The organism is Streptomyces sp. NPDC059256 (assembly GCF_042753785.1).
Lineage (GTDB): Bacteria > Actinomycetota > Actinomycetes > Streptomycetales > Streptomycetaceae > Streptomyces.
The window spans coordinates 150,734-175,594 of the sequence record NZ_JBHYZO010000010.1 but is presented as its reverse complement, the minus strand read 5'-3'; the positions used below and the strand labels follow the sequence as shown (position 1 = coordinate 175,594).

Genomic DNA, 24,861 nt, shown 5'->3' with positions numbered 1-24,861 from the left:
AGCACCCGACCCTCTGCGCCCTCGCACCGCCGAGCACCACCTCGTTCAACCGGTGAAGGTGTCCGGTGCCACCAGTTGCTCCACCGGCGACTCGGGGTCGGACGGGACGTCCTCCGGCGGCACATCCGGGTCGACCGGCGGCGGCAGGAGCTCGCTCGGAAGCTCATCCGGCTCGGACGGCTGCTGATCCGGGCAGAGCGACGGTTGCGCCGGCGTCACCTGGTCGAGGGTGTCGGGCACGGGAGGACAGTCCGTGGGCGTGGGAGCGTCCGGTGGGGTCACCTCGTCGGATGCGGTCGGGTCGTCCGGCTGTGCCTCGGATGCGGACTCGGACGGGTCGGGCACCGGAGGATAGGTGTAGATGTCGTCCGGGGTCACGGGGGGCAGCACCTCGGGGCTCTTGTCCGACTCTCCGTCGCTGCCCGTCTTCCGGTCGATCCAGGTGCTGGACACCACATCGACGATGACCAGGCTGGCGATCGTCTGCGCCGCGGGCTTCACCACGACGACCCGGTCCGGCTCATAGCCGGCCCACGCCCGCCCCTTGTGCACCACGGCGCCCTTGGCGGCGATCGGCGGACGCAGGGGGTTCCCGCAGGCACAGCGCACACGCGGGGTGCCCTGGCGGTCCACCAGCACCGCTGTGCCCGCCTGGAGCACGGCCTGATAGCGAGCGGCGGCGCCGCCCCGATACCCATGACTGGTGACCCGTGTGTCGGCCCGCAGCACCACCGGAGTGAGTTCGCTCATGAACCCCGGCAGGGCGGTCGGTGAGATTCCCGCGCCACGCGCCCATGACCGGGCCTTTGCGGTATCAGCGTGGAGGAGGGTGGTCTGTCGGGCCGCATCGCAGTTGCCGATGGACTGGATGCCCCCGTAGAGGCCAGGAGTGGAGCCCGAGAGGGTGCGCAGGGTCTGCCCCCTCAACCGGGTGTCACCGCCCCCGGCGGCCGGGGGCTGCGGTGCGGGCGATGTGATCGCCCGTGCGGTCGACTCCGTGTACGGATCGGGCCCCCGGGCCGCGGCAGCCTGGAGGAACACCTCCTCGTCCGGCTCCGACGCCGCCAGGGTGTCCCCGCCGCACCCTGCGATCAGCAGTCCACAGGAGAGCGCGACGGACAGGACAACGGCCGCTGACCATCGACGACGCACGGAACGCACGGACATCTCCCGCCACTAGACCCTCGCTGTACTCACCAGTTCTGCCGGACTCCCGACGGGAGCGCTACCGGAACGCGCTCAAACGGGTGGGGGCGCACTCCGGACGGGCTTGAGGTCCTCAGCGCGTTCCCCATCGGTCCGATCGAACCGTGTTCGGATCCGGTTGAACCGTGTTCGCAGCCATACGGGGATCCTGAACCGCGCCGGGGAGCCGCTCAGGAGCCCCACCGTTCACAACGGAGATCAGCAGAGACCAACGGAGATCAACGGCGGTTGGCGCAGGTCGGCGGTCCGCAGTCAGCGGTCGCCCGTGAACCACGGTCGTTCGACGCCCGACGCCCGACGCCCGACGCTCGACCGTTCGACCGTTCGGCCGTTCGGCGGATGTGATCGCGCCACGACTCGGCCGCTCGGGCCGATACTGAGCGATGGCGTGGTTCGTCGATGGTGACTACTGGTGGAGCCGGCTGCTCTTCCAACGCGTACTGGCCGCGGTGTACCTGGTGGCCTTCCTCACCGCGGCCCGACAGTTCCGCGCGCTGATCGGAACGGACGGAATGCTCCCCGCGCCCGCCCATCTGCGGGCGACCTCATGGCGGAGCGCCCCCGGTCTCTTCCGGCTGCGTTACTCGGACCGACTGTTCGCCGTCTGCTCCTGGGCCGGTGTCGCGCTCTCCGCAGCCCTCGTCCTCGGTGCGGCGGACCGACTGCCGCTGCCGGTGGCGATGGCCTGGTGGGCCGTGCTCTGGCTGCTCTATCTGTCGATCGTCAACATCGGTCAGACCTGGTACGCCTTCGGCTGGGAATCGCTCCTGCTGGAGACCGGATTTCTGGCCGTGTTCCTCGGCAACGAGCGGACCGGGCCACCCGTACTCGTCCTCTTCCTGCTGCGCTGGGTCCTGTTCCGGGTGGAGTTCGGAGCAGGATTGATCAAGCTGCGCGGCGATCGCTGCTGGCGCGATCTGACGTGCCTCTACTACCACCACGAGACCCAGCCGATGCCCGGCCCACTCAGCTGGTTCTTCCATCGCCTCCCACGACCGCTCCACCGGGTGGAGGTGGCGGCCAACCACATCGCACAGCTCGTCCTGCCCGTTCTCCTCTTCACCCCCCAGCCCGTGGCGACCGCAGCCGCCGTGGGGATCGTGATCACCCAGCTCTGGCTGGTCCTGTCGGGCAACTTCGCCTGGCTGAACTGGCTGACCATCGCGCTCGCCCTCACCGCCGTGGACGGCTCACTCCTGAAAGCCACACCGAAACCCCTGCCGACCGGCCCGCTCTGGTACGAGATCACGGTGATCGCCATCGCCGTGGTCCTGCTCGTGCTGAGCTACCGTCCGGCGCTCAATCTGCTCTCCCGACGACAGCAGATGAACCGGTCCTATGACTCCCTCCACCTGGTCAACGCCTACGGCGCCTTCGGCTCCGTGAGCCGGGTGCGCCACGAGGTGGTGGTGGAGGGAACGGACGAGACGGTCCTGCACCACGGCACGCGGTGGCGGGAGTACGGCTTCCGCGGCAAGCCCACGGACGTGTACCGACTACCGCGGCAGTTCGCCCCGTACCATCTGCGCCTCGACTGGCTGATGTGGTTCGCCGCGCTCTCCCCCGCCTACGCCCGGCCCTGGTTCGGCCCCTTCGTCGAACGGCTGCTGGCCGGCGACCGGGACGCCCTGCGCCTGCTCGGGCACGACCCCTTTCCCACCACCCGGCCGGCATGGGTACGGGCGCGCCTGTACCGCTACCGACTGACGACCGGGGCTGAGCGCAGGGAGACGGGCGCGTGGTGGCACCGGGACTTCGTCCGGGAGTACCTGCCGCCGACGCGCCTGGAATGAGTCACCACAAGGGTCCCGACACCAGCGTGCCCCCCTGCCCGATCGGGCAGGGGGGCACGCTATGGGCGATTCGATCAGTCGATGCCCTGGAGGATGTGCGGCTCCGCGAGGTCTTCCTCGTAGCCAGCGAGCCGGATCGGGGCGGATCGCGCCCACACTTCGAGATTGCCGAGCTCGTCGGGCCGCACTGCCCGACCGGCCGCTCGTTCCGGCGGACGCTTGTCGTAATTCTTAGGGGGTTTGAGATCAGATGTCACCGCGCACTCCTCTGTGTCGCGTAACTGGGACGGGGGCGGTTCGGTCGCGGTGGCGCCGGCACGAGGGCGGGACCGCGGCCTGGTTGCAGACCTGTCCCAGGACGGTCAAGGGGCTTTTGTGAGCCCTTTGGTGGCGTCCGTGCCCATCAGACTAACCAAATGAGCGAAACGCCGCTCGATGGGGCTCACTCAACTCCTTATTTCAGGCCAACAAACCACATGGCTATGGAACTTGCGGCCATGGTGACGTGCGCCACTAAAACCCGGATGGAGTAATCGGGATCGGCATCGGCCAACCCAGCGCTGGGCCGTGGTCCACGCCGGCGCCGGGTCCGGGGCATCCGCCAGTGGAGTGAAAAGCCCGGCCCCTCCCACAAGGGGACGGACCGGGCTTCACAGGAGTGGTCGACAGGATCCGGAGTGGACTCCTCCGAAGAGCGGTGGCGGCGATCCGGCTACCAGTTGGCGGGCGCGTAGTCCTTGAGGAAGCAGCCGTAGAGCTCCTCGCCCGCCTCGCCACGAACGATCGGGTCGTAGACCCGGGCAGCACCGTCGATCAGATCGAGGGGGGCGTGGAAGCCCTCGTCGGCCAGCCGCATCTTGTCGGGGTGCGGGCGCTCATCAGTGATCCAGCCGGTGTCCACGGCGGTCATCAGAATGCCGTCGGACTCGAACATCTCCTGGGCGCTGGTGCGCGTCAGCATGTTCAGGGCCGCCTTGGCCATGTTGGTGTGCGGATGACCTGCACCCTTGTAGCCGCGGCTGAAGACGCCTTCCATCGCGGAGACGTTCACGACGTACGTCCGTGGGGCGGCTGCCGCAGCCATGGCCGACCGCAGCCGGCTGATCAGGATGAACGGCGCGGTCGAATTGCAGAGCTGGACCTCCAGCAGCTCGACCGGGTCGACCTCGGAGACCGTCTGCACCCAACTGTTGGTGTCATGGAGATCGGGGACGAGACCGCCCGCGTCGATCGCGGTGCCCGCCTCGATCCTGGCCGGCGTCGCGGACCCGGACACGAGGGCGAGCCCGGTGACATCGGCGGCGGTCAGCCCCTCACCGCCAGCGGAGGGGAGCGCCGCCACGGACTCCACCGCACCGCTGCCGAAGGTGCCGATCACCTCGGCCGGCGGGAGGACGCCGGCAGGCAGCGGGGCGCTCTCCGCGACCACGAGCTCCCGGTACGCCTGCGGCGAGCGGCGCACGGTCTGCGCGGCGTTGTTGATCAGGATGTCCAGCGGGCCTTCGGCGGCCACCGAATCGGCGAGCGCCACGACCTGCGCCGGGTCACGGAGATCGATGCCGACGATCTTGAGGCGCTGGATCCACTCGTCGCTGTCCGGCATGGCCTTGAAGCGGCGGATGGCGTCGTTCGGGAAGCGGGTGGTGATGGTGGTGTGGGCGCCGTCCCGCAGCAGGCGCAGCGCGATGTACATGCCGATCTTGGCTCGACCACCGGTGAGCAGGGCGCGCTTGCCGCTCAGATCCGTCCGGGCATCGCGACGGGCGCGGTTCTCGGTCGCGCACGCCTGGCACAACTGGTGGTAGAAGGCATCGACCTCGGTGTAGCGGGTCTTGCAGATGTAACAGGAACGGGGGCGCTGGAGTATCCCCGCGATCTCGCCCGTGGTGGACGACGAGGGCAGCAGACCCTCGGTCTCGTCGTCGATGCGGTCGGCGGAACCGGTGGCGGTGGCCTCGGTCACCGCCTTGTCGTGAGCGGTCTTGGCGGCGCGGCGTTCCTGACGGCGGCGCTGCTTGACCGTGCGGTAGATGCCGGCCGTGGCGCGCCGAACGATGATCGCGTCCGGGTGGTCGACGTCTAGTTTGTCCAGCTCATCGAGCACGCTGAGGCAGACGGCAAGCCGCTCGGGGTCGATGCCCGGTCCGTACACCAAGCTGTCCTCTGTCACCGTCATGACCGCAGTCGTTCCTCAATCGCTCAATACGCTGGGGGTTTCAAAAGCGCAACTTTACTGAGCAAAAGGGTGACGGCAAAATGCGCTTCCGGCTCGGACCCGGGGGCCAGCCGGAGTCAGCGCACCGCCCGGGCGGGCGGGTGGTCGAAGACACAGTCACCGCAGAGCCCACCACCTGGAACCCGGTAGTAGAGGCAGCACGTGGCTCGCCGCAGCGCGGGCCCGCGGACCGTGCCGACGAGCGGGGGTTCGCGCAGCAGTTCGCGGACCAGGACGGCGGCCCGTTCGGCGACGTCGATCCGGCCTGCGTTGCGGGCCCAGGTGTCGAGTTGGCGCCCGGCTCCGGCGAGCGCCGAGCCCGCGTTGCCCCACAGGAGCCCGCGGGCGACGGACGTGTCCCGGCAGATCGCGTCGGCGAGCGGTTCGAGATGGGCGACGCGGACGGTGGCCTGGATCAGGGCCGGGGTGCCCGGCACGGTCCTGACGGTCGCGGGGGCGCTCGGGGTGTGCAGCCAGAGGTCGTCGGGGGTACCGCGGTCCGGTGCCCAGTACAGCTGGTCGGGGTCCAGTACGGGTAGTTCGCCGAACAGTGCGGCAGAGCCCACGGCGATGGACCACAGTCGGGCCGCCAGACCCAGTTGCGCAATAGAGACCGCGATCCGGCGCTCGGGCGTACGCAGTGCGCGTTCGACCGTGTCGACACGGCCGGCCAGGAGGTGATCGTCCCCGGCATAGAGCCTGGCCAGCGGGGTTCCGGGCCCCTCGGGAGCCGAGGTCGGCACTCCGTGCGCCCCGGACGTCGACGCATCGAAGGTCCGCAGGGCGAAGAATCCACCGATCGAACTGAGTTCCCCGAGATCCATGCGCCCCGTATGCAATCCGTCACCCCTTAGTGGTTACCCGTGGTCATGCTCAGCGCGGGAGGATTGTCTGACATTTCCCCACCCCCTCTGACCTGCTCAACCATCGCACATGGGACTTTTGGCCTACGCTCGTACTCCGTCGGCAGTACGTCCAATTGCCTGCTCAAGGACGACGCGGTGAGCGCCGAACAGAGAGATCGTGGTCTCTATGAGTTCCCTCATGCTGGCCGTGCTCCTCTCGCTGGTCTCCGCGGTCGCCTATGCGGCCGGGGCGATCATGCAGGAGCATGTCGCCGCAGCCACACCTGCCCGGCCGTACGCCCCCCTGCACCACGCAGGGTGGTGGTTCGCCGTCGCTCTGAACGGGTTCGGGGCGTTGTTGCACGTGGTGGCGCTGGCCTACGGTCCGCTGAGCCTGGTGCAGCCCCTGGGCGCCCTGACGATCGTCTTCGCCCTTCCGATGGCCGCCCTCTTCGTCCGGCGCAAGGCGGGGGCCACCGCCTGGCGTGGCGCCCTGATGGCGACGGTCGGACTCGCCGGCCTCCTGGCCCTGGCCGGAGACGCCGGATCGCACACCCTCGGCACCGGTCAGCGCGGGGTTCTCGCCGCCGCCACCCTCGGGGCCATCGCCCTGATCTTCCTGGTCGCCCAGACCATCCACCGGCCCGTGCTGCGCAGCGTGCTGCTGGCCGCGGCGGCCGGCGTGGCCTTCGGAATCGCCTCGGTGTTCACCAAGACGGTCGCGATGAGTTGGGAGTGGGCCAGACCGCTGGTCCAATGGCCGACCCTGGCGCTGATCGGCCTGCTGGCCATCGGTGGCCTGCTGCTGTCGCAGGCGTCCTATCGGGGTGCGGGGCTCGCCGCCCCGCTGGCCACGGTGACGGTCGTCAACCCGGTGGTGGCAGCCGCCGTGGGCATCACCATGTTCGGCGAGGGCTTCCGTTACGGCGCACTGGGTACGGTCCTGGCGCTCGGCTTCGGCGCGTTGGCCACCAGCGGTCTGATCCTGCTGACGACGGAACGGCTGTCCGCTGGGCGCAAGGGCGACCCCTCGGCCGAGTCAGCGGCACCTCAGGAGCTTCTTGCGGAACTCGATCCCGACGCGGGCCCGGTCGAGCAGACCGTGGTGTTCGGTCCGCCCACCGGGCCCCAGCCCCGTACGCCGCTGGTCTCAGAGCGAGACGCCGCCCGACCTGAGGTAGGCGAGGGGGTCGATGTCGGAACCGTACCCAGGACCCGTGCGAACCTCGAAGTGGAGATGCGGTCCCGAGCTGTTGCCGGTGGATCCTGAGCGGGCGATCCGCTGGCCGCTGCCGACCTCCTGCCCCGCACGCACGCTGAGGGCGGACAGGTGCGCGTACTGGCTGTACTTGCCGTCGTGGTGCCGGATGACGACCTGGTAGCCGTAGGAGCCGGCCCAGCCCGCCGAGATGACCCGGCCCGATGCGACCGCCTTCACCGAAGTGCCGGTGGCGACGGGGAAGTCCACTCCCGTGTGGTAGCCGCTCGACCAGGCGGAACCCGACTTCCGGTAGGGCGTACCGGTCGGTGCGTCGATGGGCGAGCTCAAGGTGGAGGTGCGGGCCGGCTTGCTGGCGCTCGCCGGCCGGGTCTCCTGCTTCTTGACCTTCACCGCCTGCTTCTTCGGCGGTTGCTGCTTGGGCGTCTGCTGCTTCGGCGCAGGACGCGGGGTGGTCTGCCGCTTCTCCGTCTTGTCGGGGGCCCTGTCGGGGGTCTTGTCGAGCCCCGGGGACTGCTGGCGCTCCTTGGTCGGAGCCTGGATGCGGAGGATGAGGCGCTGCCCGGGGTGGATCATGTCCGGATCCGAGCCGATGACGGGCCGGTTCTGGCTGTACAGCCGCTGCCAGCCGCCTCTGACCTCTTCCTTCTTCGCGATCTTGGACAGCGAGTCACCCTGGGTGACGGTGTAGCCCTCGCGCTGGGTGGGAACCGTCGTCGGAGTGGCCTTGGGCTGCGCCGCGGGCGTCGACGCCCGCTTGGGCGTGGCCTGCTTGGGTGTGCCCTGCTTGGGCGAGGTGCGCTCGCTCTGCGACCCCGCGCGTTCGCTGCGCTCAGTCGACTCACGGCGCTCGGGCGTCGTCTGCGGGGCCTCGCCACCGCGGGTGAGACCGGCGCGCACCGAGCAGGTGGGCCATGCCCCAGGACCCTGTCCCTTGAGGACCCGTTCGGCGACGACGATCTGCTGGGCCTTGCTGGCGAGGTCGGCACGCGGGGCGTACTCGCGACCGCCGTACGCCTCCCAGGTCGACTGGGAGAACTGAAGACCGCCGTAGTAGCCGTTGCCCGTGTTGATCGTCCACTGGTTGGTGGACTCACACGCCGCGACCTTCTCCCAGACATCCACGGAGGCGGCCTCGGCGGTGCCCGCTCCCATCAGGGGAATGGCCATTCCCGCACCGCTCGCGGTCACGGTGAGGGAGGCTCGGTTGATACGGCTCGGCTGATATCGGCGGTGCCGACCGGTTGCGGCCATGGACAGGACTCCCCCACTGAACAGTTGGTCAGGTCACAAAAGGATCACGTTCAAATGGTCAACTTAAGTGCTCCATATGGGTGATGACAAGGGCTCAGTCCGGGCGCACCGAGGCAGAGGGGGCGGGAGAGCATCAAGCGCCCGCACGGAACGGGCCCGGACAAGATGCCGACGAGCAGCGTCCCCATGAGCTGCCGCCTCGCACAAAGGGATGCTGGTCAGGGCAGTTTCCCTACCCGAAAGGTGGCTGCCGCGGTCCGTCTCTACGGGTCCGAGGTGGTCTGCCAGAGGTCTCGGCCGTGGCTGCACAGACCAGTTGGGACGGCGGGCGTACGCCCCCGCCAGGCGAAACCATCGCGGTGAGCGGGCCCAGGCGCCTTGTCCCATCCCCCCTTGCGGCCGAGTGGCAACGGTGCATCGCCACCCGTCCGGCCTCCGGGCCGGAGTGCGGCCACCGCCCGAGTCCCGCAGGATCGGTGCGTGACCGAAGTCACGGACGGGATCTCCGAGATCGAGGAGCGCACAGATGAGTGGAACGGCCCAGATCGGCGTCACCGGGCTCGCGGTGATGGGACGCAACCTCGCCCGGAACTTCGCCCGCAACGGCCTGACCGTCGCCGTTCACAACAGGACGGCAGCCAGAACCCGTGAGTTGGTCGACTCATTCGGCACTGAGGGCACCTTCGTCGCAGCCGAGTCACCCGAGGACTTCGTCGCGGCCCTGGAACGCCCGCGACGACTCGTCATCATGGTCAAGGCGGGTGAGCCCACGGACGCGGTGATCGAGGAGTTCGCCCCACTGCTGGAGGAGGGCGACGTCATCATCGACGGTGGCAACGCCCACTTCGCCGACACCCGACGCAGGGAGCAGGAGTTGCGGCGGCGCGGGATCCACTTCGTCGGCACCGGAATCTCCGGTGGAGAAGAGGGTGCCCTGCACGGCCCCAGCATCATGCCGGGCGGATCGGTCGAGTCGTACGCCTCGCTCGGACCGCTACTGGAGTTGATCGCGGCCAAGGCACCCGACGGTGCGCCCACGGTCGCGCACATCGGGCCGGACGGCGCGGGCCACTTCGTGAAGATGGTCCACAACGGCATCGAGTACGCGGACATGCAACTGATCGGGGAGGCGTACCACCTGTTGCGCTCGGTCGCGGGCTACTCCCCCGCACGTATCGCCGAGACATTCCGGTCCTGGAACACCGGCCGGCTCGACTCCTACCTCATCGAGATCACCGCGGAGGTCCTCGCCCACACGGACGCCGCAACGGGCAGGCCATTCGTCGACGTCGTCCTCGACCAGGCCGAGCAGAAGGGCACCGGCCGCTGGACCGTGCAGATCGCCCTGGACCTCGGTGTCCCCGTCTCGGGCATCGCGGAAGCCGTCTTCGCCCGGTCGCTCTCCGGCCACGCGGAGCTCAGATCGGCGTCGCAGGAGCTACCGGGGCCCACACCGAAGGCGCTGGGCGGCAGCGACGCCGAACGGTTCGCCGAACGCGTCGAGCAGGCTCTGTACGCCTCGAAGGTCGTCTCGTACACGCAAGGGTTCCAGCAGATCAGAGCGGGCAGCGACACCTACGGGTGGAATGTCGACCTCGGTACGGTCGCCTCCATCTGGCGTGCGGGCTGCATCATCAGGGCCGCTTTCCTCGACCGGATCCGCATCGCCTACGACGGACGGCCCGATCTGCCGAGCCTGCTGTCCGACCGTGAGTTCGCCGCCGAGATCGGGGCCGCGCAGGGCGACTGGCGCGAGGTGGTGGCGACGGCCGCACGGGATGGTGTGCCCACTCCCGGATTCTCCGCCGCGCTCGCCTACTACGACGCGCTGCGGGCGGACCGTCTGCCCGCCGCCCTGACCCAGGGACAGCGTGACTTCTTCGGGGCCCACACCTATCGACGGACCGATCGGGAAGGGGTCTATCACACGCTGTGGGGCGGCGATCGCTCGGAAGTCGCAGTGCAGTGATGCGAAAGGGTGGTGTCCAGACCTCCCGGTCCGGGACACCACCCTCAGGAATCCGCAGCTCAGATGGGCCCCGGAGCGGGTTCCGGCTCGGGTGGCCGGGGCTCAGGGCTAGGGGTGGGAGGCCCCGGAATGGGGTCGGGCGCGGGTCCGGGTGGTGGCGTCGGACGGGGGACGGGACCGGGCAGCGGCCCCGGGTCCGGCCCGGGCGGCCCCGGACTGGGCACAGGTGAAGGCGGTACGGGTGGTTGGGTCATGCCAGACCTCCATGGTGCAAAAGTCATGCGTTCCCACTGTCTCCCCATCCGCGTTCCCCCGCCTGCGGGGCGCACACCCCTCGCCCGCTGGGGCCCCGGCCGATCGCGTACGGTCACGGCCAGCAGATCGGGCCCGAAGCGCCCCACGGGTCACCATCCTCCGCTCAGGTCGAGGAGCCTCGATGCGCCCGAGCGGCCTCCACTGCGCCCCGAAGACCGGACCGGGGGCTGGAGAGCACGGGAACGGCCGTCCGGACCCGTCCGCCGGCGTCCGCCATGGACGCCTGGGCCAGTACAACGACATCGACATCGGCGTCGGCATCGGCATCGGGGGCGCACAGGGCATCGACAGCAGCCGCCACGGAATCGAGATAGCCCTCGCGGTCCCCGTCCAGGAACCGTTCCCAAGCCCCTTCGACCACAACGGAACACACATCAGGGTCCCGGCCGCCCCGCCCTACAGGCAGGGCTCGGGCCTCCTCCTGGATCAGCGCCACGGTGGGTTCGACGGTGCTGGCCAAGGCGGCGACCACAGCCACACGAGGCATCCTCGCCGCAGCGGCTGCCATCGGTCGATCGACCCGCACCACTGGCACACCCACCGCTGCGGCGCTTGCTTCCGCGACCGCGCCCAACGTCGAGCAGGTGCACAGCACCGAGGTCGCCCCCTGGCCTACGGCCTCGGTGAGCGCTTCGACCAACGCAGGCGCCACGGCGTCGGGCCCTTCCTTGACCGCCCGGTCCAACAGATCAACCCGAACGATGTGGAGCAGTTGCACACCTGGGTGGTCACGGTCGCGTAGTGCGTCGAAGACCGGGACGTGGACCGGGGAGGTGTGCAGCAGGGCGATCATGGTTCGCAGCGTAACCACTCCCGTCCCGGCGCAACGAAGCGGTTGTCACGGGCACACCGATGACGACGACACCGTGCAGCGATGGGCCGCCCCTGACAGCGGCCCACGGCGAACGCCCGAGGCTGTCAGCCCCCTGAGGGCTCATCCCGTCTCCGGACTCACCACATCTGCGGATTGGACCGCAGTTGCTCCTTGGCCGCGGTGACGAGTTCCACCGGCGCCTCGGGGGCCTCGTCGGGATGGCGCAGTGCCCACTTGGCCGCGTACGGACACAGCGGCACGACCGGGACGCCTTCCCGAGCCGCGATCGCATAGAACTCGCGCACCAGGGCGCCCGCGATCCCCCGCCCTTCGAACTCGGGCTCGACCACGGTGTGCACGGCGACCAGCGCGGCGGGCGCCCCGGCCAGGGTGAAGTACGCGATACGGCCGGCTACCCGGTCCGTGTCGTACGCCTCCAACAGGCCCCGGCTCCTGTTGTCACGGATGTCGATCTTCTGTTCCGGGCGCTGTTCTGACATGGTGGGCGCTCCTCGCTCCGATACATGGACACAGCAGGACGACTCCATCCTCATCCATGAACGCCACCAGGGCGATCACCGGGCGGGGTCAGACGAGGACGTGGGGCCCGCGTCGGGTGTCACTGCCGGGTACGGGTGCAGAAGCGTCCGTACCCAGTTCCACGATTCTGTTGTCGGCATCGACATGGACGACCCGGGGAACCAGCGCCCGCGCCTCGGTGTCGTCGACCTGGGCGTAGCTGATGAGGATCACCAGATCTCCCGGCTGCACCAGATGGGCTGCCGCGCCGTTGATACCGATGACCCCGGACCCCGGCTCGCCCTCGATGACGTAGGTCTCCAACCGCGCACCGTTGGTGATGTCGACGATGTGCACCAACTCGCCGGGCAGTAGATCGGCCGCAGCCATCAGCTCGGCATCGATGGTGACAGATCCGACATAGTGCAGATCGGCCTGGGTAACGGTGGCACGATGAATCTTGGACTTGAACATGGTGCGCAGCACTGTGAACTCCTCTGAGACGGCTCCCTGCCTGCTTTGTGCAGGTCAAGGGCGGTCTCGACTGTACACCGGCACGCTCGAACGATGTTTGTGAGGAACATCGCTCCGGCCTGACTCGACGGCTTCCCGCCTGAGGTTTCCCTTCGCATCGGCGCCTGTTGGGGCGACCGTCCCGGAACGCGAGGGGACTCATGCTGACCGGATGCTGACTTACCTGATGATCTATCAGGTAAGCGGGAGGCCACTCTGCACACACGGACGACGCACGCACATCACCGCCCTGTCGAGCACGGCATCGCTCCGGTTCACGGAACACGGCTCCTTCGGCTATCAGCCGGTCGACGCTCGGCCGCTCAAAAGCCAGCTCGCTGCCTGCCACCCGCCCGAGGCCCCTCGGCAGCGCGGAACTCACAAGGCGGGCCCAAGGCGCCCACGCCAGCCCGCCCGGCACGAAGCCAAAGTCACATGCCCCTGCGCACTCGCGTGCGCCGCTCCTCCCTTCCGTAGGGTCTAGCCCGATGGCGAACCGCCCGCGCACCGTGAAGGAGAGCTGTTGAAGCCGACCGAGGAAGTGCTCCAGGACCTGACTCAGCCCTCGAACGTCTCCGTGCACTCCGATGACGCGCTCGTCGGAAAGGTGAAGGCCGCCATCGCAGCGGACGACGAGAGGCGGAAGGAGAACGAGAACGGGCCGCTCCGCCGGAAGCCCGCCCTCGTCCCGATCCTGCCGACGGAGCTGTCCCGGCAGTTCGAAATGACCCTCTGGGACGTGCTCCACTCCCTCGCCCGGGCCACCGCTCTGTCATGGCGGGGTGCGGGTCGGGGACTAGCGGAGCACTGGGGCGCACTCAAGTACACCCAGGCCCTGGCAGGCGGTCGCGACTCCCTTCTCGCCCTCACCGACGAGGGCTACCGCATCGGCCGAGTTCAACCACGGCGCCATCGCGATCGTGGAGCGGGTGTCCGATCAGCTCAAGACGAGCGTCTACAGCCGCGAGAACGTGATCTTCGGTCTGGGCACCCATTTGAACCGACATCCGAACGACGAGACACGCAGGGTGGGCGTCCAAGCCCTCATCCAGCGACGCAGTCGCACAGTCTGGATGGACCTCCCCGACGCCGGCTATCACGAAGCAGTCCGCTGCCACGACTCCGGCATCCCGTGCGCGTCCGCAGGGTGCTCAACAGCCCGCCCGGTGGATCCGCCACCATGCAGGTCGCCGACTTCGGACCGGATCCGTCCTTGGGGCAGTAGCGGCGTTTACGCCTCTCGGCGCCTCTTTGGCGTCAAAAAGGCCCCTACCCTCACACCGACCCGTCGGGTTCACCCTCCGACGGCATCGCGGGCAGAGCGTCTTCGAGGGCCCGCCGAGCTTCTGCGAGCTGCGACTCGGCACGTTGCAGAGCAGCGATCAGCTTCGGGAGCCCTGTGCGTGCGGCGGGATCGCCATCTTCACCATCGGTGTACGCCTTGAGGGTGTGCGCCAGCCGAAGGAAGGCGTCCCGCGCCGCTCGTTGTTCGTCCGGTTCGAGATGCTCCGAGAGCTTCAACCACTTGGCCTCCTTATCGTCGGCCTCTTGGGCAGCAAGCGCGACAATCTCACCTACCACCCCACGGACGGTCTCCTCAAGGCTCAGCGCCACCCGAAGCAGTGGTGCTCCGGCCATGTCGTCCTCACTGGGTTCACTCCCATACGGGAACATCCGGTAAAAGCTCCAGCGGTCCTGGGGCTCGCCCAGTCGTTCCAATGCCCTGAACACGGACTCGAACGCGCGCAGCGGTGGAGTTTGGGATGGGAATACCGTCCGGTGGTCCCAGAGTGCGAGGATGACGGTCGTCGCTTCGCGACGAACGCCATCCGCCTCTGCTCCCGTGGCGTCCTCCGCCTGCACGATCAAGTCACCGATGCGGTGGGCCATCCAGCGGCCCAGGACATCACTCTCAGAGAGACTGTCGGCGATCTCCTTGCCAAGTTCGAGGGTCCGCTCAAAGCTCGCCGCATCTTCCGGAGTCATCGAAGAGGTAAATCTTGTAGGACCGTTCGTGTGGGGGGAGGGATTCGTCATCGCTTTGGCGGGACCTCGTCGTGTAGCTCTGCTTGTGGTCTTTGTGTGTGCGGTCGATCATCACTTCGACGATCATGCTCTGTTCGGCCAGAGCCAGCAATTCTTGAAGGGCGTCCCGCTGAATTTCCAGCCGCCGTCCCTGAGTACCCGTCACACGGTCCGAACCGGTCGTAGAAGTATCGTCCCAGCAGGTGCTACGAAGAGCGATATCATCAGCCCGAGTCCATTCGCGCATATCTGCGTCCGCTTCCAGCCCTAGCAGATCGATGACTTCATCAGAAGGTGTATAGGGCGGGTACTTGATCCCTGCGGCCAGCGGATCCTTACTATCCATCCCCTCACGCCCGTCAGGATCGACGACCCAACCGGTGAGCCGGAAACCTTGGACGTCGAACTGGTAGTCGCTGTCATTGGCATCGGGAATGCGGTAGCCCATGTACGAAGGGGCTGTCTGCAGGGCAAGTACCAGTGCCCTGGCCCTCTCGGGAGTGACGAGGGCACTACGGATCAACACGCTCTGCTCAGCTTCATATCCCGCGTCATCGGAGCTTTCCCAGACTGTGACCCATCCGCCACCCGCCACGAGACGCTCACTGAAGTGCCTGCTGTTCAGCCGCCAGACCCAGTCGGCGTCCGGGGATTCGTTCTTTCCTCTCAAAACGCTCTGCGGAGAGGGGTCCCGTCGGTCGGCAAGCCACCTGCCGTCGTCTCGAGTGACGCGGAAATCACGAAGCCAGTCAGTAAACAGGTCCATGTCCGCCTCGCTCTCCCGGTACACGGGATGTACCTTGAGCAACTCCCCGGCCACGGTCCACAGGGCGTGAGTCGTGAGGTAGAAGTCCAGGTCGTCGGCGTCCGGCCGGGTCGTACGGTAGGCGAAGGTGCTCCCGTCCTTGTACAGCCTGAGGGTGTGGCGCGGGTCGTCCTCGTGGGTGCCGCGGTAGGGGAGCCGCCAGGTGTCCGTGATCGTGCGCCCAGCGAGACCTATGACGGTCTCCTCGGAGACCCCGAAGGCTTCGCCGAGGGGCTTGCACCAGTCATCCTTGAAATCCCAGAAGAAGCGAAAGTCGCTCGGTTCGGATTCGTGGGCTTCGTCCTCCATACGGCTTCGATTTCTTGCTGCTCGTTCCTCCCACGACTCAGTGAGGATTTCCGTCGGGATGTTGATCTCGCGTACGGTGGCGAACTCCTCTGCGCTCAGGATCTCAGGGCGGGACGAGGCGAGGGCCAGACAGATCCTTTTCGCGCTCTCCTGCATCACAACGTGCGGTCCGTCGTCGAAGAGCACTCTCCGCAGCAAGGGCTCGAACTCTGCAAGTGTCCGATGCGTCGCGGGGTTCTGAGCGGCCCGCGCGAGGGCGAAGAGCAGCCATTGACGGGCGTGCCGATCGTAGAAAGGCAGACGGGTATCATGAAACGGAGTCACATCGATCGTGCCGAGCGCGAATCGTAGGAGGGCGTCAAGTTCTTCTTGGCAGTTGAGTTCGGCCAGGAGCCTGACACAGTGTGCGGCCCGCCACCTGACGTCCTGCTCGGGGTCACCCAGGAGTGCCCACAGATAGCCTGCGAAGCACTCCACAACTCCGGTCGGCCCAGTGGGAAGGTCGGCGAACCCACCGTCGCCCGAATCCTCGGGGCAGAGGTCAGCCAGCATGGTGCCGAAGTCGTCGAGGACGGCCTGCGCCTGCTGACCGGTAAGGCGTGGGGCAAGTCGAGCTGCCAGGTGATAGCACTCCTCGGGGGGAAGCACGGCCGACTGCGAACCGAGTTCTCGAAGAGCCGTCGAGAGCAGATCCGCATCGCGCTCGTCGGCCAGACGAGCGAGTTCGGACAGGCCGATGGGGTCGTAGACCTTGGTGGTCAGCTCCCGACTGAACCGGGTCGCGGCCGTGTTCGCGAGATGCCTCAATTGCTGGCGCGCCGCTCGTGGCAGCAGCGGCAGAGCAGCCAGCCTCTTGACCATCTGCGCGTAGGCGAAAGCGTCGAGGTTGGGATGGGACTGGAACGCGGCCAGCATGTCGTCAAGTTCACGCAGGGGCACCCTTACTGCGTGGGCTATGACCTGCTCCATATACAGCAGGTGGTCGGACGTGCGAACGAGGTGGCGGGCCTGCTCCCAGCCTTCGGCGGTGGAGAAGTCGCACTCTGCCAGAGCGTCCTCAGCCTGCCGTGCACGAGCCGCTCGCGCTGCGTCCTGCTCATTGTCCGGGGTCCATCGGCCCGAGCTGTAACCGCCCGATGCGGAGAAGGCGATGTGGCGCTTGCCAGGGGCGAACACTGTTCCGGAGATGTCGACGTCCAGTTCGGCGGCGGTCCGGTCGAGGTGTTCGAAGGATGCGCTGCTGAAGCGTCGTGGCCGTAGGAATTGTCCCAACGTTCCAGCGATACGCTCACCGTCTCGCGGAGTCTCGCGCAGTGCTCGTTCGACGAGACGGAGTTCATCGACGCGGTGCTCGTCGAACGGCACCAGCGCTGCGGCGGCAACGGCGGACGGAGCGAGCGGGCCGGCCTCTGCGTCGAGCAGTGCCTGGATGAATGAGCCCACGGAGCAGAAGCGGCGGTCGCGCCAGCGGGAGGCGACGGTCGTCGCGGTCGCGGCGCTCAAGCGGCCCATGGCGGCCAGTACCTCGGAGTGATTCGTTGCGTCCCCAAGGTAGGGTTCCAGGCTTTCGGTGAGTTGGGCGACGCGATAGGCACGACGGTCGTCGTCGTGATTGCCGTCGGATGCTCGGCGGGCGACGGAGAGGAAGGCCCGCCACAACGCGTGTACGTCGTCGCCCACGCGGTCGGTCAGATCGATCGCCTGGGTGAAGTAAGCGTGAGCTTCGCTTCTGTCGAATCGCTGGACGGCGCGAGTAAGTTTCACCATCTGCTCCGCCTTGTACTCGGCACTCTCCTTAGCCGCGTCGAGCGAAGCGGCCACGGATTCAGCGAGCTCGACGGCGATGTGCTGCAACTCATCGACAGGAGCCGCTGCTCGGACAGCGTCGATGAGGACCCCATCAGGAAGGTGCCGCTGCGCGCTTCGGTACCAGTCGAGCAATTGCTGGCGCGTTCCCTCGGACGAGCCGAAGGCTAGGATCCGGACGCCGAGCCCGGCAATGCCTCTGTGCAGGAAGTGGGGCACCTCCTCAAGGGTCCGGTGGGACGGGGTAGGGGGTACGAGTTCCGGGAAAAGACTTTCCGTGTCGCTGGCGGTTCCGACGAGGCAGTCGATCCACAGGCTCGCCCAGGCGCCGAGGGGCACGACATTCCGCTTGTGGTCGTTTGCGGTACTTGAGTACGTGTGCGGCTTCTTTCGCGCTTCCCGGACGTCTTCGCCGGCGAACTCGTCCGCGTCGAAGGGCTGTCTCCGGATCTTCGACAGCAACGCGAAGCCGCACAGCAGCGTGATCGTGTCGGTGCCGCGCCCCCAGCGGCTTCCGGCTCCCCTACCCAGGTCGCCCGGGAGATTCAGCCGCAGGATCCGCTCGGCTTCCCCGTCCGAGAGAAGTCCGTGGCGCAGGCCCATCGCGACGATCCAACCGACCGCTGGAAGCTCCTTGTTCTCTGCGGAGTATCCCGGGTGCCGACGAACGGAGACGGATCGGCGCTGGCGCTTCAGCATTCTCACCAAGCGCCGCGCAAGGGGCGCCTGGCAGACGAAGTTGGCCTGCCAGGCGGCAGAAGCGACCGCGAGCTGAAGGTATTTCAAGGACACGGCCGCAAGGCCGAGAGCCTCCAGATCCTCGGTGCGACCCGAGTCGGCAAGCCGGGTGGCGATGATCAGTCCGGCCTCGAAGGCCACCCAGTTGGGGCTCCACCGAGCAAGATGGCTAACACATGCTTCTACACCGTCGGTGTTGAGAAGCCCGAAGGCGACCTCGGCAATATCCGTCGCGGTGACTCTGTGCCGGTTCGCATCGTTGTCGTCCGACTGCTGCACCCATGCCCCGAGCCATTCCGAGGCGCTGCGCAGCCGACTGCGGGCGAAGTCGGTCTGGCCGGCAGCGAACGAGAGAAGGGCGCCCTCGCAGTGAAGATTGGAACCGGGCCAGTCGCCAACGAGGCTGCGGTTCGCGACGATGTCCTCGATCGTGACGGCATCCAGGAACTGCCCCGCCAGATCGGTGTTGGACCGCAGCAGTTGAAGGCGGCGGGAGTGGCCGGCGGCCAGGCCGCCGGCCTTGACGGCCAGCCGGGTTGCCTCCCACTCCTTTCCCACGCGCAGTGTGGCTTTGAGAGCGAACTGGGCCCGTTGCTGGGCGATCTCCCGTTGTTCCAGGTCATCGCCCTCGGGTAGGGCGCCGTCGGTCATCGCGAGTTCGACGAGGGTGTCGACCTGGCCGGCCTCCCAGAGCAGTTGGGGCAAACTGGCAGCCACGTACGGTTCGTTGGCGGCGAGCGGGGTCAGTCGGTCGATGAAATCGATCAGGGAGCTGCCGGTGGGACGGTACTTCGTCCGGAACCAGGTCTCGGTCGGTTCGTCACGGAACTGCAACGTGTCACCGTCGACGAGGAGCGGGCGTCCGAGATCGGCCGCGAAGCTGTGCACGAGGGCGGCCGGTACTCCGCACAGCTCGGTCAGAACCTTGACGGGCAACCTCGGCCGTAGCGCAGCCAGGGCCTCGCACAGACGGTCGATCTCCGCGCTCAGGTGGTGGGCGTCTTTGCATCGGTCCACCATGTCATGGAGGAGTTCGTCGAAGAGGGAGCCGTCGGGGTGCTGCCTCGCCTCCCCGAGAGAGACCAGACAGGACTCGATGTCCGAGGCCATACCCAGAACGAGGGCCTGGATCCGAGGGTTGCCGCCGGTACGCCGATGGAACTCGGCCGCCTGTGCCTCCGAGACCGGCCCGAGTACCGACTCAAGATGCTGCTTGGACTCGGCCACGCCGAAGCCCTCGAGCTCGATTCTGTGCACGTTGGGCGGCGGTTTCAACAGATCGATGCGTTCGCTGCGGCACAACATCACGAGCCGCACGTTGTCCGGCAGCGTCTCGCGCAGCACGTCCGTGACGAAGGTCCGCTCCCCGCAGTCGTTCGCGATGAGCGCCGCGTTGTCAGCCGCGTCCACGACAAGAACCAGAAGCGCCCCGGGAGCGGAGGCCGTGACAGCCTCCGCAGCGCCCCGGACCCTGGCCATGAACGCCCTCGCGTAGTCGGCCGGCTGAGCTGTGCCCACCGGGATCAGCGGATCGCAAAGGGCATGCGCAGCAAGCTCGTTCGCCAACTGCACCAAACCTTGGCGATGTTGATGGCGCGGTGAACTGGAACGCCGGTACCCACCGTTTCCGAAGCAGTCGTAGACGAGTGCGACCGAGCCGGAAGGCAGATTCGGTTCGATCTGTGTCGTGAGCACCGACTTGCCCACGCCACCGGCCGCGTGAACGACGACGGGCCGCCCGATGAGTCCGACGATGTCGTCGACGACCGCGCGAGTCTGGTCCGTCACGATGACATGCCCGGGTTGGTCGATGAGCTTGGGCGCGGGCAGCACATGCTCAGGTGGAACTCCGAGAGCGGCAAGTACCGTGGAGCGTTCAACGACGTGGTTCGCCTCGAGCGAGGTCGCGCGTCTGGTGATCATCTCCTTCAGCAGCAGGGGCTGCACATCCGGCGCACCGGGAAGAAGACCGGTCAAGTCCAGCCGGAACAGCCCTTCGAGCCGCAGAAGGCCCGGGGCCGTGGCATCCACCTCCAGGCGACTGAAGAACGCGGCTTCACCGGCTACATCGTCGGAGAAGTCCGCATACTGCCTGAGGTACTTGACTTCGTGCGCATACTTACCGGGCTCTCCACGGGCAGCCAGGACCTCGATCGCTCGAAGCACGGACTCGCGGACCGGTCGGTTGGAAAGGAACTCGAAGGTCACCTTCTCTTCGAGCCCCGGGGACTCCTGACGAATCTGCCTGAACTTCTCCGCGAACCCCTTGACCGTCTTCGAGAGACCCGACACAGTCCACTCTTCCGCGGCCTGTACGGTCGAGTGCTTCAGCTGCCGGTACACCACACGGTTGGCCTCGTGAAGGCCGGTCGCACCGTAGTACTCGGCGATGTCGACTACGTCCTCGCCAGCTTCGCCCTGGGTGTCGTCGGGCGACACACCCTCGACAGCGATCGCGGTCAGATCGGCGTCGGGAAGCAGTAGTTTCAGCGCCTGGCGAGCCGCCCAGTGGTAATGGAACTGATCACCATCCCGGCTGGCACGCAGAAGATCGGTGTCAGGCATACCCACTCCCGACAGTCTTCACAGCGATGGAAGGGGGCAAGGGACTCCTCACATCACAGCAGACCAAGACGGTGTAAGCGCACATACAATACCCACCCCTCTCGGACTCGGGCAACGCATCCACTGGCGCACCCTGCCTTCGGCTCCAGGCGGGCGGAGTAAGCCAGGGCCAGATACCCCGACCCCCGACCCCGTCCTCCAGACCGTGCTGATCGCCCTCAGCACGGACGATGCCGGCAGACGACGAACCTTTAGACAGGCTCCTGCCCTGCCTACGGCAGCCACTCAGCGTGCACACGGCCGCGCCCGAGTTGGACTGGCTCCCCCCTCGCCTGTGGCCGCAGCTCGGGTCATCTCTGGGGAGAATTTGGGGAGCACGAGCAGCTCTGGGGAGAGCGTGGGGAGAATCGACTACCCAAGCGGGTACGAGCCTGAAAGAACGCGAAAGAAGGATCAACGCAGGCCAGGTACCTGATCGCTCACATTCCTGCAGGTCAGGGCCACCTGGATGACTTTAAGAAGACCTCCTCGCCCTTGTAGACCATGCGGCACGTACGCGCTCGTCAGGCTGCTTCCCAGAGGCCGGCGTCGAGGATCCGGGCGGCCTTGGTGATGCTGCCCGGCATCAGGTGCCGGTAGGTGCGGTACGTCTCCTCGATGGACTTGTGGCCCATCCACTCCGCCACGTCGGTGATGGGAATGCCGTTGCCGAGGGCGTTCGAGGCGAAGTAGTGCCGGAACCCGTACATGCCCACACCCTCCTCCGGTGGAAGGTTCGCGAAGAACTTCCTCACCCGACGTCGCTCCATGCCCTCGGTGAAGTAGCCGCCGGGGCCGCGCAGCAGGTAGCCGTCCTTCGTGGTGCCATGCTTGGTCTCATACCGCTCCATCGCCTCCCGCACCGACCGGGGCAGCGGCACTTCCCGGAACTCCCCCGTCTTGCGGTGCTTCCGCTTCGCCGGCCTCAGCGTGTTGGAGTGGATCTGCTCGCGCACCCGGTACCCGTCCTGGGCCACGACATTGTGGACGTTCACCGCCCGCGCCTCGCCGTTGCGCAGGCCGCATCCCGCCATCATGACAATCTCCAACGCGAGGTCCTCGTCGGCGACCAGCAGCGCCTGCTTCACGTAGGCGAGGGCCGGGATCGCCACCTGCTCGCGCACGTACTCCGGCTCCTGGACCCCCTTCACCGGGTCGTCCGCCATGGCCCCCTTGGTGTACGCGTCCCGCAGGATCGTCTTGAGGACGCGCAATATGCTCACCTGGTTTCCCGACCGACTCCGTCGCCCTCCATCTCGTCCAGGAACCGTTCGACCACGATCCGTGTGACCGAGTTCAGCTTCCGCGATCCCAGACGCGGGACAATGTGCACGTTGATCGAGCTGTCGACGTGCTCTCCCGTGGAGTAGTCCGTCATCTTGAGCTGTCGGGGACGCCACTGCTTCGCGTACTCCTCGACCGTCAACTGACCCAGTTCACGGCGGGCCGCCGCCACGGAGGGCGCCGTGGTCTTCTTCACCGCGTAAAGCTGCGTAAGGCGTTCGATCGCATCATCCTGCGTGGCGTATCCGGACTCCTCGCGCTGCTTGCCCAGCGCGTCGCGGAAGCGGATCGAGTACGGGTGGGGGCAGCGGGTTGGCTTCGCGCAGCCGCAGCCCTTGAAGAAGGAACCCATACCGCGGGCGAGCTGTCGGGCCATGTGTCGTGCACCATCCGTTCCGGCCTAAGAAGCATGCTCAGGCGCCGCACTGCAGGTCGCAGGTCAGCAAGCAGGGACACGTCCGGGACGCATACTGACCGGTTGCTGACCTGAGGGGGGAACATGATGCTGCTGACCTGCGGCAACGCCAAATAGCTAGATCTTGGACTTGAACATCGTGCGCAGCATCGAGGTACTCCCAGAACTAGGCTCCCTGCCTGCGTTTTTGCAGGTCAAGGGCGGTTTGAATACCTTACAGCGAGTCGCACGTTCAGGCATCATTCCCTAGGTTCTTCAGGACTCATGCTGACCGATTGCCGACTTTCCTGACGCACCACCAAGGGCCTGGAGCGGCCGACCGCCCTCAACGCCGAGCACCGCCAGCGAACGAGAACGGCGCCCGATGGTGCCGCGGGCCTTGGCTATGGCGGACGTCCGACACGTGCCCTGTGAGGAGGTCGTGGGTGTTCAGCCGACGGGGGTGCGCACCCGAGGTACTTGACGAGTCCCTGGGCACAGGGCCAATGACCCTCCTGGAAGGTGCTGTTGGGGAGTCGGTAGCTCGGGAGGTTCGTGGCGGACCTGGAAGGGTGACGACCGTTTGCGCCGAGACCCGCCACGGCCTCCTCCGGCCCGGCCCGCTTTGAGGTCATCGGTTGGTAGGGCTGCACGGAGCGGCTTGAATCGCTCTGTTTGGTGGAGGAGGGCCGGATGCGGTTGCTCCTTGTAGCCGCTCGATAACGCCTCCTGTGGGAGGTGCGGTACTGGAGATCGACCGGATCGTCGGTGGCCGCTGGGAGAAGGCGCGGCACCGTCGGGGCGATATCACGCAGGGGTGCCGAGCGGTGGATGGTCGAGCACGCGGGGCTTGTACTCGACCAACTGGATGCGGCCGTCGAAGGTGTGGTGCTCGATCATCTCCAGGGCGACGTCCGGATAGCCGTCGTAGATGCGTTCTTCGCCCGTGGCTCCAGTGATCACCGGGAACATGACGACACGGAAGCGGTCGACAAGTCCGGCTCGCAGCAGGGACCGGCACAGGCTGAGGCTGCCGATCGTGCTCAGGAGCCCCGAGCCACTCGATTTCATGGCGCGGACCGACTCGACGGCGTCGTCGCGGACGAGTGTGGAGTTGGCCCACGTCAGTGGCTCCTTGAGTGAGGAGGAGAACACCACCTTGGACGCTTGTGTGAGTTCGTCGACGGATGCCTCCTCTTCGGGCCTGAACTCGTCCTGGCCCTGCGGGACCTCGCCCGCGGCGAAGCCCGACATCAGGCGGTAGGTGTTCGCTCCCATCAGGTAGGTGGGCTCGGGCTGCTTGCCGAGCCATGCGAGGTACTCCGGGCCTTCGAGGCCCCAGAACCCGGGCCATCCCTCTCCCGACGCATGGCCGTCGAGGGAGGTGATGAAGTCGACGAGAAGCTCCGACATGGCGGTGTCCCTTCCTTGGGTGTCACAAATGTGGACCGGCCTCACGTCACAGATTCATCGGTCACGCTCAGTTCGGCTGAGTGCACCGCCCAGGGGCCAGCCGAATCCTGGCAACCGGCGCAAGTCCACGGACTCCTCCGAGTGAGCTCGACGTCACACCGCGCTGGGTTGCGTGTCCATCTTCCGCGTACCTTCCAGCTCTTCCACCGCGAGCACCGCACCAAAGGCGGGGTGGAAGGAAGTGGTCGCGGGTGCGGCTTCAAGGCTGGTGGCTGAGACCGACTCGACGTTGCCGGACGGTCGCCCTGCACCGTCACGGCATGCCGATGTGCTCCACTCGCCCTCTGAACTCCTGCGACGCCGTGCCCCAGTCCCTCGGGGCGGGGGACGGGCAGCAGTCGGTGCTGCTGGCGATGGATGCGGTCGTCGGGCGTCGTGACGTCGAGCTTCATCCGGCTGTGGTCCTCGATGAGGAGCATCTCGACGGCCTGCGCTGCGGTCTGCAAGGCGGCGCCTGGTCGGAGATCGCAAGGCGCCGCCCGGGCCCGGCGGCCAGACGTCCGATCGGATCTGGGACTCCGTAGGCGCACGGGTCAGCCGCGCGTCACGGTCTGGTCGTCGGCCGTCTCTGCCTTGGGCGTAGCCGGCCGTTGACCTTCGGCCATTCGGGCGGTGCCGTCATAGCGGTCCTCTGCCCGGTCGTCATAGCGGTCCTCTGGGCGATCGTCTCAGCGGGCCGGCCCAGTGAGGTCGGCCGCAAGGCGAGTGGGTGAGACGGTGTCGGGCATGTCGGGCATTCGGACTCGGGGCCTCGGCGAGCA

Annotated in this window: 17 protein-coding genes; 4 read left to right on the top strand and 13 right to left on the bottom strand. The window is 67.2% G+C overall.

Annotation, left to right across the window (positions count from 1 at the left end; all coding sequences use genetic code 11):
* Positions 1-45 precede the first annotated feature (45 nt).
* On the bottom strand, positions 46-1,167 hold the full coding sequence (locus tag ACFXJL_RS22410) for a DUF6777 domain-containing protein (protein WP_384695047.1): 1,122 nt from the start codon (positions 1,165-1,167) through the stop codon (positions 46-48).
* Between the two features lie 422 nt (positions 1,168-1,589).
* Here ACFXJL_RS22410 and ACFXJL_RS22405 point away from each other — a divergent pair, with 422 nt between their 5' ends.
* Complete coding sequence (locus ACFXJL_RS22405) at positions 1,590-2,999, top strand: lipase maturation factor family protein (RefSeq protein ID WP_384695045.1); 1,410 nt, start codon at positions 1,590-1,592, stop codon at positions 2,997-2,999.
* A 74-nt stretch (positions 3,000-3,073) separates the two neighbouring features.
* Here the strand turns inward: ACFXJL_RS22405 and ACFXJL_RS22400 are convergent, their stop codons facing one another.
* The 3 genes from ACFXJL_RS22400 to ACFXJL_RS22390 form a co-directional block, all read right to left on the bottom strand.
* The gene (locus tag ACFXJL_RS22400; RefSeq protein ID WP_329025473.1) at positions 3,074-3,256 is read right to left on the bottom strand and encodes a hypothetical protein; all 183 of its coding nucleotides are present in this window, start codon (positions 3,254-3,256) and stop codon (positions 3,074-3,076) included.
* 455 nt (positions 3,257-3,711) lie between these two features.
* Positions 3,712-5,175: an SDR family NAD(P)-dependent oxidoreductase gene (locus ACFXJL_RS22395; protein WP_384695041.1), complete on the bottom strand. Its 1,464-nt coding sequence runs from the start codon at positions 5,173-5,175 to the stop codon at positions 3,712-3,714.
* 116 nt (positions 5,176-5,291) lie between these two features.
* A complete protein-coding gene (locus ACFXJL_RS22390) occupies positions 5,292-6,038 on the bottom strand; it encodes a (2Fe-2S)-binding protein (RefSeq protein ID WP_384695038.1) in 747 nt (248 codons plus the stop codon).
* Between the two features lie 208 nt (positions 6,039-6,246).
* Here ACFXJL_RS22390 and ACFXJL_RS22385 point away from each other — a divergent pair, with 208 nt between their 5' ends.
* A complete protein-coding gene (locus tag ACFXJL_RS22385) occupies positions 6,247-7,329 on the top strand; it encodes a DMT family transporter (RefSeq protein WP_384695035.1) in 1,083 nt (360 codons plus the stop codon).
* Here ACFXJL_RS22385 and ACFXJL_RS22380 read toward each other — a convergent pair.
* Entirely contained in the window at positions 7,210-8,532 is a 1,323-nt protein-coding gene (locus ACFXJL_RS22380; protein WP_384695032.1) for a transglycosylase family protein, read from the bottom strand. The genes ACFXJL_RS22385 and ACFXJL_RS22380 overlap by 120 nt on opposite strands.
* A gap of 526 nt (positions 8,533-9,058) precedes the next feature.
* Between ACFXJL_RS22380 and gndA the strand changes: the two genes are divergently transcribed.
* Entirely contained in the window at positions 9,059-10,501 is a 1,443-nt protein-coding gene (gene gndA / locus ACFXJL_RS22375) for an NADP-dependent phosphogluconate dehydrogenase (RefSeq protein WP_384695028.1), read from the top strand.
* A gap of 418 nt (positions 10,502-10,919) precedes the next feature.
* Here the strand turns inward: gndA and ACFXJL_RS22370 are convergent, their stop codons facing one another.
* The 8 genes from ACFXJL_RS22370 to ACFXJL_RS22335 all read right to left on the bottom strand — a co-directional run bounded on the left by ACFXJL_RS22370 (position 10,920) and on the right by ACFXJL_RS22335 (position 24,040).
* On the bottom strand, positions 10,920-11,609 hold the full coding sequence (locus ACFXJL_RS22370) for an aspartate/glutamate racemase family protein (RefSeq protein WP_384695025.1): 690 nt from the start codon (positions 11,607-11,609) through the stop codon (positions 10,920-10,922).
* A 158-nt stretch (positions 11,610-11,767) separates the two neighbouring features.
* The gene (locus ACFXJL_RS22365) at positions 11,768-12,130 is read right to left on the bottom strand and encodes a GNAT family N-acetyltransferase (protein ID WP_358881224.1); all 363 of its coding nucleotides are present in this window, start codon (positions 12,128-12,130) and stop codon (positions 11,768-11,770) included.
* Positions 12,131-12,218: 88 nt separating this feature from the next.
* The gene (gene panD, locus ACFXJL_RS22360) at positions 12,219-12,635 is read right to left on the bottom strand and encodes an aspartate 1-decarboxylase (RefSeq protein WP_384638194.1); all 417 of its coding nucleotides are present in this window, start codon (positions 12,633-12,635) and stop codon (positions 12,219-12,221) included.
* Between the two features lie 1,302 nt (positions 12,636-13,937).
* A complete protein-coding gene (locus ACFXJL_RS22355) occupies positions 13,938-14,648 on the bottom strand; it encodes a hypothetical protein (protein WP_384695021.1) in 711 nt (236 codons plus the stop codon).
* Positions 14,620-20,910 carry a hypothetical protein gene (locus ACFXJL_RS22350; RefSeq protein WP_384695018.1) on the bottom strand — a complete coding sequence of 2,097 codons (6,291 nt, stop codon included), beginning with the start codon at positions 20,908-20,910 and terminating at the stop codon, positions 14,620-14,622. Before ACFXJL_RS22350 ends, ACFXJL_RS22355 begins: the two co-directional genes overlap by 29 nt.
* A 563-nt stretch (positions 20,911-21,473) precedes the next feature.
* The gene (locus ACFXJL_RS22345; RefSeq protein ID WP_384695015.1) at positions 21,474-22,172 is read right to left on the bottom strand and encodes a tyrosine-type recombinase/integrase; all 699 of its coding nucleotides are present in this window, start codon (positions 22,170-22,172) and stop codon (positions 21,474-21,476) included.
* On the bottom strand, positions 22,169-22,609 hold the full coding sequence (locus ACFXJL_RS22340; protein WP_384695012.1) for a hypothetical protein: 441 nt from the start codon (positions 22,607-22,609) through the stop codon (positions 22,169-22,171). The genes ACFXJL_RS22345 and ACFXJL_RS22340 overlap by 4 nt, the downstream gene beginning before the upstream one ends.
* A gap of 825 nt (positions 22,610-23,434) precedes the next feature.
* A complete protein-coding gene (locus ACFXJL_RS22335; RefSeq protein ID WP_384695009.1) occupies positions 23,435-24,040 on the bottom strand; it encodes a dihydrofolate reductase family protein in 606 nt (201 codons plus the stop codon).
* Between the two features lie 320 nt (positions 24,041-24,360).
* Here ACFXJL_RS22335 and ACFXJL_RS22330 point away from each other — a divergent pair, with 320 nt between their 5' ends.
* A complete protein-coding gene (locus tag ACFXJL_RS22330; protein WP_384695006.1) occupies positions 24,361-24,624 on the top strand; it encodes a hypothetical protein in 264 nt (87 codons plus the stop codon).
* Positions 24,625-24,861: the final 237 nt, after the last annotated feature.